15 protein-coding genes are annotated in these 13,648 nt (G+C 73.6%); 7 read left to right on the top strand and 8 right to left on the bottom strand.

Annotated features, from left to right (window positions below; genetic code table 11):
* Window positions 1-11 precede the first annotated feature (11 nt).
* Both ACLJOU_RS09920 and ACLJOU_RS09915 read right to left on the bottom strand, forming a co-directional pair.
* Window positions 12-143 carry a hypothetical protein gene (locus tag ACLJOU_RS09920; protein WP_410565448.1) on the bottom strand — a complete coding sequence of 44 codons (132 nt, stop codon included), beginning with the start codon at window positions 141-143 and terminating at the stop codon, window positions 12-14.
* A 91-nt stretch (window positions 144-234) separates the two neighbouring features.
* Window positions 235-384 carry a hypothetical protein gene (locus ACLJOU_RS09915; RefSeq protein WP_410565445.1) on the bottom strand — a complete coding sequence of 50 codons (150 nt, stop codon included), beginning with the start codon at window positions 382-384 and terminating at the stop codon, window positions 235-237.
* Window positions 385-562: 178 nt separating this feature from the next.
* On the opposite strand from ACLJOU_RS09915, the gene ACLJOU_RS09910 reads away from it, so the two are divergent.
* On the top strand, window positions 563-1,600 hold the full coding sequence (locus tag ACLJOU_RS09910) for an NADPH:quinone reductase (protein WP_410565442.1): 1,038 nt from the start codon (window positions 563-565) through the stop codon (window positions 1,598-1,600).
* 41 nt (window positions 1,601-1,641) lie between these two features.
* On the opposite strand, the gene ACLJOU_RS09905 is transcribed toward ACLJOU_RS09910, so the two are convergent.
* Window positions 1,642-2,598, bottom strand: coding sequence for an alpha/beta hydrolase (locus ACLJOU_RS09905; RefSeq protein WP_410565439.1), 957 nt, complete (start codon window positions 2,596-2,598; stop codon window positions 1,642-1,644).
* A gap of 361 nt (window positions 2,599-2,959) precedes the next feature.
* On the opposite strand from ACLJOU_RS09905, the gene ACLJOU_RS09900 reads away from it, so the two are divergent.
* The 5 genes from ACLJOU_RS09900 to ACLJOU_RS09880 all read left to right on the top strand — a co-directional run bounded on the left by ACLJOU_RS09900 (window position 2,960) and on the right by ACLJOU_RS09880 (window position 6,210).
* Window positions 2,960-3,982, top strand: a complete 1,023-nt coding sequence (locus tag ACLJOU_RS09900) for a helix-turn-helix domain-containing protein (RefSeq protein WP_410565436.1) — start codon at window positions 2,960-2,962, stop codon at window positions 3,980-3,982.
* A 404-nt stretch (window positions 3,983-4,386) separates the two neighbouring features.
* Complete coding sequence (locus tag ACLJOU_RS09895; protein ID WP_410565433.1) at window positions 4,387-4,836, top strand: hypothetical protein; 450 nt, start codon at window positions 4,387-4,389, stop codon at window positions 4,834-4,836.
* Window positions 4,837-4,856: 20 nt separating this feature from the next.
* Window positions 4,857-5,306 (top strand): hypothetical protein, encoded by a 450-nt coding sequence (locus ACLJOU_RS09890; RefSeq protein WP_410565431.1) that lies wholly within the window; start codon window positions 4,857-4,859, stop codon window positions 5,304-5,306.
* Window positions 5,303-5,782 (top strand): hypothetical protein, encoded by a 480-nt coding sequence (locus ACLJOU_RS09885; protein ID WP_410565428.1) that lies wholly within the window; start codon window positions 5,303-5,305, stop codon window positions 5,780-5,782. Before ACLJOU_RS09890 ends, ACLJOU_RS09885 begins: the two co-directional genes overlap by 4 nt.
* On the top strand, window positions 5,779-6,210 hold the full coding sequence (locus tag ACLJOU_RS09880) for a hypothetical protein (protein ID WP_410565425.1): 432 nt from the start codon (window positions 5,779-5,781) through the stop codon (window positions 6,208-6,210). The genes ACLJOU_RS09885 and ACLJOU_RS09880 overlap by 4 nt, the downstream gene beginning before the upstream one ends.
* A 138-nt stretch (window positions 6,211-6,348) precedes the next feature.
* On the opposite strand, the gene ACLJOU_RS09875 is transcribed toward ACLJOU_RS09880, so the two are convergent.
* A complete protein-coding gene (locus ACLJOU_RS09875) occupies window positions 6,349-7,128 on the bottom strand; it encodes a prepilin peptidase (protein ID WP_410565422.1) in 780 nt (259 codons plus the stop codon).
* 418 nt (window positions 7,129-7,546) lie between these two features.
* Here ACLJOU_RS09875 and ACLJOU_RS09870 point away from each other — a divergent pair, with 418 nt between their 5' ends.
* The gene (locus ACLJOU_RS09870) at window positions 7,547-7,960 is read left to right on the top strand and encodes a hypothetical protein (RefSeq protein ID WP_410565419.1); all 414 of its coding nucleotides are present in this window, start codon (window positions 7,547-7,549) and stop codon (window positions 7,958-7,960) included.
* 417 nt (window positions 7,961-8,377) lie between these two features.
* On the opposite strand, the gene ACLJOU_RS09865 is transcribed toward ACLJOU_RS09870, so the two are convergent.
* The 4 genes from ACLJOU_RS09865 to ACLJOU_RS09850 all read right to left on the bottom strand — a co-directional run bounded on the left by ACLJOU_RS09865 (window position 8,378) and on the right by ACLJOU_RS09850 (window position 13,592).
* Window positions 8,378-8,737: an STAS domain-containing protein gene (locus tag ACLJOU_RS09865; RefSeq protein ID WP_410565416.1), complete on the bottom strand. Its 360-nt coding sequence runs from the start codon at window positions 8,735-8,737 to the stop codon at window positions 8,378-8,380.
* A 79-nt stretch (window positions 8,738-8,816) separates the two neighbouring features.
* Window positions 8,817-11,696 (bottom strand): beta-galactosidase, encoded by a 2,880-nt coding sequence (locus tag ACLJOU_RS09860; protein ID WP_410565413.1) that lies wholly within the window; start codon window positions 11,694-11,696, stop codon window positions 8,817-8,819.
* A 42-nt stretch (window positions 11,697-11,738) separates the two neighbouring features.
* Window positions 11,739-12,755 carry a pectinesterase family protein gene (locus ACLJOU_RS09855; RefSeq protein WP_410565411.1) on the bottom strand — a complete coding sequence of 339 codons (1,017 nt, stop codon included), beginning with the start codon at window positions 12,753-12,755 and terminating at the stop codon, window positions 11,739-11,741.
* 66 nt (window positions 12,756-12,821) lie between these two features.
* The gene (locus ACLJOU_RS09850) at window positions 12,822-13,592 is read right to left on the bottom strand and encodes a pectate lyase (RefSeq protein ID WP_410566679.1); all 771 of its coding nucleotides are present in this window, start codon (window positions 13,590-13,592) and stop codon (window positions 12,822-12,824) included.
* Between the last annotated feature and the right edge of the window lie 56 nt (window positions 13,593-13,648).

Raw genomic sequence — 13,648 nt, 5'->3', positions numbered from 1 at the left:
GGGTGCCGGGCTCAGGAGCGGGTGGCGGCCGAGATGCGCTCGACGACCTGCCGGGGGTCGATTCCCCAGCGCTCGGCGAGCTCCGAGATCGAGGCGCCCGCCGCGTACTCGGCGGCGATCATGCTGTCGACGACGCCGGCCACGGCTCACTCCTCGGCCCCGGGTGTTCGGGCACCCGGGATGCTACATGTCCGCTGCGGACGTCGAACGACGTGCCGCACTTCGGCGGTCCGTTCACCGCGGGGATTCCTCCGGCTCCCGCGCCGGATCCGCCGTATTCGCCCGCGCACGCATCGCATTGAACACGGCGTCGAAGATCGGCGTCGGCTCGCCGTCATCGCGCTTCGGCCGCTCGTCCGCCGGGGGGCGCTTTTCCTCTCCCACGCGCCCAGTTTCTGCGACGGCCGCCGATTCCGCTGACACGAGCCCCGAAAATCGCCCGGCCGGGGGACCACCCGCGCGACGCGCTTTTCTGCCTTTCCGCCGGCCGAAAACCGATTTCCCGGCGCGCATTTCCGGAGACGGCGGGAATATCCCGGACCGCACGCGGATTGCACCCGGCATGAAAGCAGTCGTCTACCGCCGTCACGGCGGACCGGAAGTCCTGGAACCGACCGAGCGGCCCGTCGCGGACCCGGGCCCCGGCGAGGTGCGCGTGCGGATCGTCGTGTCCGCGGTCAACCCCACGGACTGGAAGGCGCGCAGCGGGCTGCGTGCCGAGCCCGGGACCGAAGTCCCCGAAACCGTGCCGAACCAGGACGGCGCGGGCGTGGTCGACGCCGTCGGCCCCGACGTCACCGCCTTCGCCCCCGGCGACCGCGTCTGGACGGTCATCGCCGGCGCCCACGGGCCCGGGTCGGGCACCGCGCAGGAGTACACGGTGCTCCCGGCCGCGAAGCTGGTGCGGCTGCCCGACGGCACCGGCTTCGACGAGGGCGCCGGGTTCGGCGTCCCGGCCCTGACCGCGCACCGGGCGCTGACGGTCGCCGAGGACGGCCCGGCGCGGCTCTCCCCCGGCGCGCTCGAGGGCCGCACGGTGCTGGTCAGCGGCGGGGCCGGCGCGGTCGGCAACGCGGCGATCCAGCTCGGCCGCTGGGCCGGGGCGACGGTCCTCGCGACGGTCAGCAGCGAGGAGAAGGCCGCTCTCGCCCGGGCTGCCGGGGCGCACCACGTGCTGCGCTACCCCGACCCGGACCTCGGCGCCCGGATCCGCGAGGTCGCCCCCGACGGCGTCGACGTCGTGGTCGAGGTCGCGGCCGGGGTGAACGCGAAGCTGCACACGGAGGTGCTGCGCCCCCGTGGCACGGTCGCGGCCTACGGCGACGACCGCGGCACCGGCACGCTGAGCCTCGACTTCGGGCAGGCGCTGTGGCTGAACGCGCGGTACCAGTTCCTGGTGCTGTACACGGTGGGCGAGGACAAGCTGCGGGCCGGCACCGAGGACATCACGGCGGCGTTCGCCGACGGCGCGCTGCGGCTGGGTGAAGACCACGGCGTGCCGGTCCACCGGTTCCCGCTTTCCGAGACGGCGAAAGCGCACGCCGCGTCGGAAGACGGCGTCACCGGGAAGGTGCTGATCGACGTCAGCCCGGCCGGTTGACCATGCGCGCGCAGGCCGCGTCCGGCCTGCGCGCGTCCCGGTCAGCCGGTGACGCCGAGGCCGCGGCGCAGCGCGTCGAGTTCGTCGGCGAACATCCGGCGGGAAACGCCGGCCGTCTCGACCATGCTGGAGCCGTGGAAGGTGCCCGGGTAGTGGCGCAGTTCGACGGGCACGCCCGCGTGCGCGAGCCGTTGCGCGTAGGCGATGCCCTCGTCGCGGAGGGGGTCGAACTGGCACGTCGTCACGAAGGCGGGCGGCAGGCCGGACAGGTCGGCGGCGCGGGCCGGGGCGGCGTAGGGCGAGACGTCCGGGCCGCCCGGTTCCGCGCCGAGGTAGCTCGTCCAGCTGTACACCGCGTTGGGCCGGTTCCAGACCGGCGTGTCGGTGTAGGCGCGCATCGACGGGGTGTCCAGCCGGTCGTCGAGCTCCGGGATGCCGAGGTACTGGAAGCACAGCTGCGGGCCGCCGCGGTCGCGGGCGAGCAACGCGACCGCGGCCGACAGGCCACCCCCGGCGCTCTCTCCGGCGACGCCGAGCCGGGCGGGATCGATGCCCAGCTCATCGGCCTTGGCGGCGACCCAGCTGAGGGCGGCGTAGCAGTCTTCGACGGGAGCCGGGAACGGGTGTTCGGGGGCTAGGCGGTAGTCGACCGAGACGACCACGATCCCCAGTTCGTCGACCAGGCGCAGCAGGTGGGCTTCGAAGGTGTCGAGGTCGCCCATGACGAAACCGCCACCGTGGATGTAGAGCAGGCCGGGCAGCGCGGCGGAGCGGCCCGCCGGCGAGTAGACGCGCACGGGGACATCGGGGGCGTCGGACGGCCCGGGCACGGCGGTGTCGCGGACGTCGACGGGGGGGGCGGGTTCGTAGCCGGGAACGACGTCCCGGAGCTGCGCCATCGAGGAACGCGCGGCCAGCAGGGACTCGTGGTCGGTGAGGGTCACGGCCGGGAGCATGTCCAGCCACGGCAGCAACTCGGGATCGATCGCGTAGGTCATGCCTTGATCATGGGCCGAGCGGCGCGACACGGGCCACCGCCAGGCGGCGGGGGTTGCGGGGCGATGGCCAGCCAGACGGCGGAGTGTTGCGGGGGGTTGGCGGTCGGGCGGGGTGACCTGGCGGGCGGCCGCGCCGCCGCCGCGAGTCCCGCAGCCCCGCGAAAGGCGGGGCAGCCGTCGCCGAACCGCCGCAAGCACCGCCGGACCACCCAGGCGACCGGCAGGTCGCGGCGTAGCCCACCTACCGGCCGCGGCCATCACAACTCCATCCCGCCGACCAACCACCGACGATCGCCGAACCGAACCTCCCGACCGGCGGTCGTCCTCGCCTTCCGGTGGTGGGCGCGCCTATCGTGGCGGGATGAAAGGGCTGCTGCTGCGGCTGTCCGGGCTCGATGCCGACGCCGAGAACGCCGTGCGGGTCATCGGGTTCTTCGATCGGCTGATCACCGGGCGCGCCGACCTCGATGCGCTCGTTCGCAGCACCGCCGAACTGGCCGGCTGCCCCGTCGGGGTACATGCTCCCGGCCGGGGCCTGTCGCTGTGCGCTTCGCCCGGCGGGGACGTCCGGACGCCGGCCACCGCGCCCCCGGGGGCGGCCACGCGTGCCCTCGACGGCGGTGTGGTCGTCTGGGTGGCGCGGGACGGCTCGCCCCTCCCGCTCGACGACATGCTGCTCGAACGCTTCGCCATCGCCGTCGCGATCCTGCTGGAGCACTCCGGTGTGCCGCGGCCCGAGCTCGGGGATCCGGCGCTGGTCGAACTCGTGTTGTCCGAAAGCACCGGCACCGCCGACCGGGCACGCGCCCTGCACCTGCTCGGGTTCGGCCCGGCGACCCGGCTGCGCGTGCTGGCGGGCACGGGCGTCGACGCGCTCGCCGGGCGGTCCGCCCACCTCGGCGGGGTGCGGGCGGTCCTGCTGCCCGGCGAAGTCGCCTCGCTGCCCGACGGTGCCCGCGCGGGCATCGGCCCGGAGGGGCCCGCCATCGACGTCGCCCGCTCCTGGACGGCGGCCCGGACGGCGCTGCGGTTCACCTCGGCCGCGGAGCCGGTCGTGTGGTGGGAGCGGCTGGGCGGACTGGCCGCGTTCGCCGGCAAGCTCGGCCCGGCCGAACTCGCGGAACTGCCCGACGTCCGGGCGCTCGACCGCCTGGCGGCCGAACACCACGGCGCCGACACCTTGGCGGCCCTGGACGCCTTGTGCGCCACGGGATCGGCCCGCAAGGCGGCCGCCGCCCTGCACCGCCACCACAGCACCATGCCCGCCCGGCTGGCCCGCGCCGAAGCGGTGCTGGGCTTCGAGGTCGACTCCCCGTCGGGGCGCTTCCGCCTCCACCTGGCCCTCGTGTTGCGGCGGCTGCGGGACAACGCCGACCTCGGCTGACCAGCCCGGCCAAGCGTTACTCATCAGCCGAAGAATTGTCACGAACCGTTATCACCCCGACGTGGGCGCCTGGCCCGCCCGACAGGGGTGCCGAGATCACCGGGCGCCTCCGGCAAGATCACGGGACGGTCTCCGCCATTCGGCCGGTCGGGTCGGTAAAGTCGCAGGTCACGGTCGCGCATCGGAACTTTTTCGCGGTGGAACGACTTTCTCGCGGCCCGATCCCGCGCGCGTAACACGTCCCGGGACGCGGATCAAGGGACCTCCGGCCCACGCAGTCGGGCCGGTCGCCCGCGGTACAACCCGATCGTGAATTTGCACACTCTTCGTGACGGTCCACCCGGACCGGCCGGACCGCGACCGAGCCCCGGCCCTCCCGATCGAACCAGCTCCAAGGAGAACTCATGCGCAAGGTCAGCAAGCGGTCCGCGGTCGTCCTCGGCGTCGCCGGAGTGGTCGTCGTCGCCGGTGTCGCCTACGCCGCCTGGTCCAGCTCCGGCGCCGGCACCGGCTCGGTCGCCTCGACCACCTCGGTCAACTCGGCGATCACGCCCGCGGGCTCGGGTAGCGCCCTTTACCCGGGCGGCGGCACCGACTTCACCGTCACCATCACCAACCCCAACGACTACCCCGTCGTCGTCACCTCGATCAGTTCCGGCTCCTCGGACGCGGTCAACGGCTGCGCCGCCGGCACCGTCACCAGCGCCGCCCCGGCGAGCACCACCGGCACCATCGCGGCCAAGGGCAGCGGCACCTACACCGTGCACGCCCAGATGAGCGGCGGCGCCACCGACGCCTGCAAGGGCCAGACCTTCGTGCTGCCGCTCACCGCCACCCTCGCGTCCAACGCCTGAGCGCGCCGGACGGCGGCCCGATGTCCAGGTGGCGGAGCACGGTTGCGGCCGGCGCGTCCGCGGCCGTCGTCCTCGGGTGGTCCGCGATCGGCCCCGCGCCGGTGGCGAACACCGCGAACGGCAACGGCATCAAGCAGTTCGGCATCGCCGACGTGCCCGGCCGGGCCACCGCGCTCGTTCCCGGCGCGACCGGCAGCCGGTGGGTCCGGCTGGCCAACGCCGAAAACTTCCCGATCCTCGTCCAGACGGTGACGGCCACGGTCGGCACCCCCGTCGACGGCCGCGGCCGTCCGGTCCCGGCCTGCCCGGCGGCCTCGGTCCGGCTCGACGCGCTCGCCCGGCCGGTGACGGTGGCCGGCAACGGCACCACCGACGTCGCCCTCACCACGCACATGCTGCCCGGCACCCCCGAGGCGTGCCGGTCGGTCACCTTTCCCCTGACCTACACAGGAACGGCGGTCAAGCCATGAAGAACCCGACCCTGCGCCGCGTGCTCGTGGTCACCACGGTGGTCGGCGCGACGCTGGGCGGCGGGATCGCCGTCGCGGCGTGGACGAGCTCCGGTTCGGGTGCCGCGAACGCGAAGGCCGGCACCGCCTCCGCCCCGACGACCGGGACGGTCGCCGCCTCGGCGTTCACCAGCGGCCTGCTCTACCCCGGCGGACCGGCGGGCGAGGCGAAGCTCCTGGTGAACAACCCGAATCCCTACCCGGTGAAGGTCGGCAGCGTGGTGGCGAACGGGACGCCGACCGGGTCCGGCGGCGCCGGCACCTGCACCACGACCGGCGTGACCTGGACCGCGCAGTCGCCGAACACGCCGGTGCCCGCGGGCGGGAGCGCCACCCTCACCCTCCCGGGCGCGGTGTCGATGAGCACGGCGTCGGACGACGGCTGCCAGGGCGCCCTGTTCGCCATCCCGGTGACGGTCACGGTGGTGAGCGGATGAGCACGCCGCGGGTGGTCTTCGCGGCCGCCGTGGTGGCCACGGCGTGGACGACGGTGGCCACCGGCCTGCTCGCGGTCGGCGCCGCCCGGGCCGAGGCAGCCTGGCTCAAGCCCGGTCCCGGCACGGGGTACGCGGCGGCGCTGAAGCTGCAGACGCCCGGCCAGCCGATCGTCGACTCGGCGAAGTGCAACAGCAGCAACGGCGGCCCCTCGGCCACGCTCCACTGGTCCTACCCGGTGGCGGCGCTGCCGCCCGGGTTCGAGCTCCTGACCGCGACCAGCGCGGGCGGGCCCGTCTCGACGGCGGGCACCACCACGACCACGTCGGCCACCATCCCCTTGCCGGGCAACAACAAGGTGTACGTCAGCGTGCGCGCGACGGCCGGCCCCTGGAAGGGGACGCGCTCGGTGGAGGTGGCCGCCTGCTGACTCCGGAACGTACCTCGAACCCCTGCAAGGCACCGACCTCGTGGACGCGCTCAGCTCGAGCTCGCCTACCCCCGGCCGCCCGGCGGGCCGGGCGCGCGTCAGGTGTCGGTGCTGAGCTGGTCGGGGAACCGATGACGGTCAGGCGAGGCCGGTCAGCCGCTGGTAGGCGTGGCCGAGCGGGCCGGCCGCGAAGACCGCCACCAGCGCGGCGGCGATCATGAAGGGACCGAACGGCAGGGCGGTCTTGCGGCTGCCCTTGCCGGAGGCCAGCACGACGACGCCGGCGACCGCGCCCAGGAGGAACCCGCCGAACGCGCCGATCAGGAGCGCGCCCCAGGACAGGTACGCGAGGACGCCGCCGAGGATGCCCGCGAGCCGGACGTCGCCGAAGCCCATGCCGGCCGGGTACGCCAGCGCGAGCAGGAGGTAGAAGGCGAACAGGGCGGCGCCGCCGACGCCGGCGCGGGCCAGCGACCAGCCGTCGCCGCGCCACCAGGCCGACGCCGTCAGCAGGACGGCCAGGACCGGGTACGACGGGAGCACGATCGCGTTCGGCAGGCGGCGGCAGTCGAGGTCGATCAGGGCCAGTGCGATCCCGATCGCGCCGAAGTACAGGAACGCGGGCAGGTCCGGCGGGCCGAGCCGCAGGGCCAGCAGCGCGAACAGCACGGCCGTGCCCGCCTCGACCAGCGGGTACCGGACGCTGATCGGGGACCCGCAGCCGGCGCACCGGCCGCGCAGGACGAGCCAGCCGAGGACGGGGACGTTGTGCCGGGCCCCGACGGTCCGTCCGCAGTCCGGGCAGCGCGACGGCGGCCGGACGACGGATTCGCCGCGCGGCACCCGGTGGACGACGACGTTGAGGAACGACCCGACGAGCAGGCCGAGCACCGCCGCGGCCACCACCAGCACCGCCATCGGCCTCCTCCGGGAGTCAGGGACGAACGCCGCAGATCCTGCCGGACCCGGGTCCCACCCGCGACCGGACGCCCGCCGTCCCCAGCCCGTCGGCCGCGCCCGGTCGTGTCGACCCTCCAGACACGCGTGTCGACCCTTCAAGCACGCGAGTCGACCCTCCCGACACGCGAGTCGACCCTCCCGACACGCGAGTCGGCTGAGTGGTCGCCGGAGCCATCCGGTGAATTCCCGTCCCGGTTGGGGTCGGCGGACTGCCGATCGTCGCCGGGGTGGACGGGTCGGCCGGGCACGCCTTGCTGCACCACGCCGCCCGCCCCGTCCGCCTCGTCCGTCCGCCTGGTCCGCACCGCCGCGTGCGGGGAAGCGGAACGGAAGCGGCCCCGGGCAGGATGACGACGCGAGCGAGCGGGAGGAACCCATGAAGACTGCGGTACAGGCCGGGCTGGTGGCACTGCTGGCCGGCACGACGGTGCTGGCGGCGCCGGCCGAGGCGGCGACGACCGTCCAGCGGACGGCCGCCTGCCACGCGGACGGCTACAGCGGCACGTTCACCCTCCGGTACGAGACCGACGGCGGCTACCACCGCATGCTCGGCGGGTACACCACTTCGGGGCCGTACATCGGCGACGTCGCGGGCAGCGTCCGGCTGCAGATCTCCTACCGCAGCGGAACGACGACCCGCACGGTGTACTCCCGGTCGGCACCGACGACCGGGAGTACCACCTTCACGATGCCGTCGGCCACCACCGTGCCGGTCACGTCCGCGGGCACGGCGGCCGCGACGTTCGACAACGGCACGGTGTCGTGCACCGCGACGGTGCCGATCAGCTAACGGGGTCGAGGGCCGCACGCAGGATCGCGCGGGCCGAGGCGGTTAGCACCTCGGCCGCCCGGGGGCGGTCGAGACCGCCGATGTCGGTCAGCCACACGCCGAGGCGCTGAGCCTGCCCACCACTGCCTGCTCGGCCCGGACCACACGGTGCTGCCGCAGGCACTCGCGACCGAGCTCGTCGGGGTGCGCTCGGGACGGCGCACCGACCTGGTGATGAGTGTGCTGTGGGACGCCGTCGACGGGTTCCTGGCCGGGGACCCGCACACCGAACGGCGCCTCGGCGAGCTCGCCAACCTGCTGGCCGAACGCAAGCACCTGGCGGCCGGGTTCGTGGCCGAAGCGCCCAACGTCATGCTGGCCATCCGCGCCGGCCGGTTCCGCGCGGCCGAAGCCGGGGCGCAGGCCCCGGCTCGCTGGTCAGCGGGCGATGAGCTGGTCCTGCCGGTCCTCCAGGCCGAACAGCGGCGCGACCGCCGCGAGGTCCAGAGCCCGCCGCACCACGGGCGACGGCTTCAGGACCAGGTCGATTCCCGCCTCCGCGCACCGGGCCCGCAGCCGCCCCAGCGAGGCCATGCCCGTCACGCCGCAGAACGCCACGCCGAGCAGGTCGACCACCAGCCGGTGCGGGGCCGCGGCGACCGCGCGGTCCAGTTCGGCGTCGAAGCGGCTGCGGGTGGCCATGTCGATCTCGCCCGTCACCGTGACCCGCAGCGTTCCCGGGCGGGGCTCCGCGGTCGTCGCGGTCAGCAGCAGCGCGGACGGGTCGAGGGTGCTCATCCAGGGGCTCCTTTCACGGCAGTCAACGACGGGCGATCACCCACTACCCCACGACCGTCGACGCCAAACGCCCGGAGCCTCACCTCCGCCAACCCGGTGAAAACACCGGCCGGACCCCGACGCCGCCCCGGGCCGTGCCCAGGTCGGTCAGGACGACCTTCTCCAGCCCGTTGCCCGGCCCGCCGTCGCTGGTCACCGCCAGGGCCAGGGTGTTCTGGCCGTGCGGGTCCAGGATCCCGGTCGGCAGCACGAACGTGTGCTGCGGCCCGACGTCCCCGATGTACTGGCCGACGTTCCAGCCGTTGAGGAACACCAGCGCCCGATAGCGACCACCGGAGCGGGGCCGGGCCGGGTCGCCGATCGTCAGGCCCACCGACGTGTCCTGATCACGCGGTACCCGCAGGGAGAACGTCGTGCGGTACCAGGTCGTCCCCGGCGAAGCGGTGGGCGCGGGCACCGCCGCCGGCGCCCACGCGCGGTCCGGGAAGCCGGGCAGGTGCCAGCCCGCCCGTTCGCCCGCCAGGCCGCCGCTGTTCAGCGGGCCGCGCACCGGGTCCGCCGTCCCGCCCTGCAGTTTCCACGCCACGCCGGTCAGCGACGACGAGATGAGGCCCCGGCCCTCCTTGTGCGCGTCGTTCACGCCGCCGTCTTCGTTGTGGCCGTTGTTGCGCACCATCACCGACAGCACGTGCGGGCCGTCGCCGCGCAGGCCTTCGGGCACCGCGAACTCCGCGGTGCCGGTCGTGGGCGGCGCGGCCAGCCCGGACGGCAGGACGTGCTCGCCGAGGTACTGCCCGTCCAGCCACGCCTGGAGCATCCCGGCACCCCCACCGCCGTAGCGCAGGGCGACCCGCTCCCCCGGCGTCCCGGTGAACCGGCCGCGGTACCAGACGTCCCCGACGCCGAAGCCGTAGTCGTCCGCGGTCAGCACCGGCTGCCCGGCCGGCGGCGGGGTGGTGCTGTTCGTCGTGGTCCGGTCCGCGGCCGGCCAGCCCGAGTCGTCGTACCCCGGTTCCGCCTCCGGCGAGCCGGGCGCCGAACGCCAGCCGGTCAGCTCGGGCAGGCGCGGGTCGGCCGGGCCGGGCAGCGGCCGCAGCGCGAGCACGCTGCCGGACGCCGTCGGCCGCACCGGCACCGGGCTGCCGTTCCACCACAGCAGCGGGCCGCGCGCACCCCACACCTCGAGCTCCCGCGGTGCCTTCGTGTCGCCGGTCAGCGCGACCCCGGCGTGGGCGGTCCGGACCAGGTCCGGCCCGCGCACGAGCAGGCCACCCACCGGCCAGAAACTGTCCGCGGTGGCGTCGTCGGCGAGCAGCAGCGTGACGGCCGGGCGGCCGCCGCCGCTGATCCGGACGCGCGCGAGCCCGTCGTGGCGGTAGGCCAGGCGCAGGTCGTGACCGGACCAGCTCGCCGTGACGGCCCCGGCGAGGACGTCCACGCGCGGCTGCGTCGCGTACCGAAGGACCGTCTCGCCGTCCTCCCCCGGCCGGCCGTGCAGCAGCACGGTCCCGGCGGCCCGGGCCATCGGCTCCGACGTCGAGTACACCAGGTGCTGACCGGCGACGTCGAAGTCCGCCACGAGGAACTTCGCGTCCTGGCCGTGCAGCCGGACCGGCACGGTGTACTCGCCGTCCGAAGTGGACAGCGGGAAGGTGAAGCTGTCGTCGGTCGTCGCGTTCGACGGCGAGTGCACCGGCAGGTAGAAGTGCACCCCGGTGTCCGGGTTGACGTTGTGGTAGACCTTCACCGCGGCCGACGACGGTGTCACCGACGTCCCGCGGTCCATCTTGGCCAGATCGGGGACGGTGGCCAGGAAGGAACCGATCTCCTTCATCGTCGACGCCTTCGGCCGCAGCTGACGTCCTTCGTCGATCGCCGCGCCGTAGTCGTAGGAGCTGTAGACCACCGGCGCCGGCAGCCCGCCCCACGACGTGCCGCCGAACGTCATGTAGAAGTTCTGGATCGTCAGGCCGTTCGCCAGGTTGGTGCCGTAGAAGACGCGCTCGTAGCCCGGCCCCTGCCGGACCGCGGTGCACGGGTAGGTGCCGTTGCTGCCCCAGTAGTCGAACCAGCCGCCGCCGAATTCGGCGACGAACCCGGGCGTGTTCGGCGAGGCGCTCGCGCCGCCCTTCGCCCCGCCCGGCCCGTAGGTGCCCCAGTCCGGCGCGGCGTTCGGGCTGCCCGGCGTCGCGTCGGTCCGGCAGGCGCCACCGGGGTAGCCGTCGAAGGCGTAGAGGTCGACCTTCCCCGGCACGGTGCCCGGTACACCGGAGTCCGGCGGCACCCAGATGCCGTTGCGGCCCTTGTCGTTGTGGAAGACCGGAACGGTGATCCCGTCGGCCCGCACCTTGTCGTGGAGGTGGGCGACGTAGGTGCGCTGCGCCGTCCCGGTCGCGGCCAGTTCGTTCTCGATCTGGTAGAGGATCACCGGACCGCGGCCGTCGGTGTACTGGTGGCGGGCGATGATCCGGTCGATCCGCGTCAGCCACTCGTCGGCCGCGGCGAGGTAGTCCGGCGCGTCGCTGCGGGCCCGGCCGGCCTGGGTGCCCAGCCACGCCGGGAACCCGCCGCCGGTGACCTCGGCGTTGATGTACGGGCCGGGCCGCGCGATGACGTACAGCCCGGCTTCGGCGGCGAGGTCGAGCACGCGGTCCATGTCCCGGACGCCGGTGAAGTCGTACACCCCGGGCGCGGACGAGTGGTAGTTCCAGTCGAAGTAGATCGAGACCGCCGTGTAGCCGGTGGCCTTCATCTTCTGCAGCACGTCCCACCAGAGGTCCGGGCTCGGCAGCCGGAACGGGTGGAACTCCCCCGACCAGACGACCTGGCGGCGGCCGTCCAGCATCAGCGAGTACCTGTCGAACGTGACCTGGTGCTTCGCCGGGCCGGCCGTCGCCGGTGCGGCACAAAGCCCGTTTGTGACGAGCAGGGCGAAGACGAGGGCCAGGAACCGGCGCATGGGACCGCTTTCATCGAGGGACGTATAGGTCGTTATACAGGATCAGTGCACGGGGTTCCACCCGTCGCTGCCCGCGAGGTACTTCTGCGCGGTGTAGTTCCCGGCCTGCGCGGCGGGCAGCTGCGGCCGGTCGGCGCCGGTCCCCGCCCCCGGGCCGGTGTTGCGGTACTCGGAGAACCGCGCGTCCTTCCACGAGAACCCGGACATGTCGGTCCACGGCGCCGGCTTGATGGCCGCCGGGAGGGACGTCTCGCGGATCAGGACCTGGGCGACGGCGTCGACGTCCCCGCTCGGGTGCCACGGCCGGCCCAGGTAGAAGCTCGCGGCGGCGGCCGAGCTGAGCACGCGGCTGCCGGCGATCAGGAAGCCGTACGGGTTCGACCGCCGGGTGCTGGCCGCGGTCAGGAAACCGTTGTTGCTGCTCGAACCGCGGTCGAGCGCGGTGATCGTCGCCCGGTCGAACACCGCGGTCGCGCGGCCGAAGAGGAAGTCGACGTCGCCGCTGATCGAGCAGTTGCGGTAGTACTGGCGGCCGACGGTGCCCACGGCCGCGGTGTCGGCGTAGAGCGTGTCCTGGTGCCCGAGGAAGGTGACGTTGTCGAAAACCATCTTGTCGCCGGTGGTCTTGACCGCGACCGCCTGGGTGTCCTTGATCTCCGGGTGGGCCGCGCGGTCGAAGGAGTTGCGGAAGGTCAGCGCGGACGCGGTGAAGCCGTTCGCGGCGATCGTCGCGGTCGCGCTGCCGGACGTGCCGTACGTCGACCCGTCGGGCTTCTTGGTGCCGCTGGCGTTGTCGTAGTCGACGACGACGTCGGCGGCCTTCCCGGTGGTCCCGCGCAGGGTGAGGCCGGTCTTGCCCGACGGCACCGAAATCACTTCGCGGTAGGTCCCGGGTTTGACCGAGACGGTGCCGCCGGCCGAAACCGCGTTGATCCCGGCCTGGACAGTGGTGTAGTTCCCGGATCCGTCCTTCGCCACGACGACGTTCGCGGCCGCCGCACCGGCCGGCGGGGCGGTCAGCGACGCGAGCACCGACGCGACGAGCAGGGTCTTGAACATGACGCCTCCACGGTGGAACGCACCGGGGGCAGGCGGACGGCGGCCGCCACCCCCGGCGCGGGTCGGTTACTTGTAGGTGATGTCGGCCGCGGTGTAGAGGCAGTTCGTCGAGTCCGGGCCGCTGCCGGTCTTCGTCGGCTCGCCGCTGGTGACGCCTTTGTACTTCGTGCAGGGCTCGATCTTGCGGCTCGAGTCGCCGACGATGGTGATCCTCGTCAGCTTCGCGGTGTCACCGTAGTTGGTGTTGATGCCGACCAGCGCCTTGCCCGGCGCGGTGGCGGTGACGTTGTCCACGACGACGTTGCGCTTGTACTGCGTCTTGCAGTTGCCGCACGAGCGGTACAGCTTGCCGAAGTCGCCGACCTGGAAGTTGCGGATGTACATCGTGCCGGGCCCGTTGTGCTGGAACACCTTGTCCGAGGCCTTGCGCGCGCCGCCGCCGTCGATGGTCATCGTCTGGGAGGCGGAGGTGCCCTTGAAGGTCGCGGCGTCTTCGCCGACGTCCTCCCACCACACGTTGAGCAGCGTGCAGGTGCCGAGGCAGTGCACGCCGTCGGCGGCGGGGCTGCCCAGGACGACGTTCTTCAGGGTCGTTCCGTTCGACAGTTCGAAGATCGGGCCCTGGTCCTCGCTCTGGCCGCCGGTGCCGAGGTCGCCGGTGCCGTAGAACCGCTTGAGCCCGCCGTCGTAGGTGCCGCTGGTGACCTTGATCGTCTTCGGTACCGGCACGCTGCTGCTCGGGGTGGGCCAGGAGGCGGCCGACGCGGTGGCGCCGGTGCCGGCCGCCGCCGAAACCACGAGCGCGGCGACCGCCGTCACCCGGACGAACCGGGACAGTACTGGGGGGATCATTTCGTCACTCCCTGGTCTCGAGCTTCAATCGGCGCTGATGG

Origin of the sequence: Amycolatopsis sp. cmx-4-61 (genome assembly GCF_046548775.1) — a bacterium.
Taxonomy (GTDB): Bacteria; Actinomycetota; Actinomycetes; order Mycobacteriales; family Pseudonocardiaceae; genus Amycolatopsis.
This window is presented reverse-complemented; position numbering and strand designations above follow the sequence as displayed.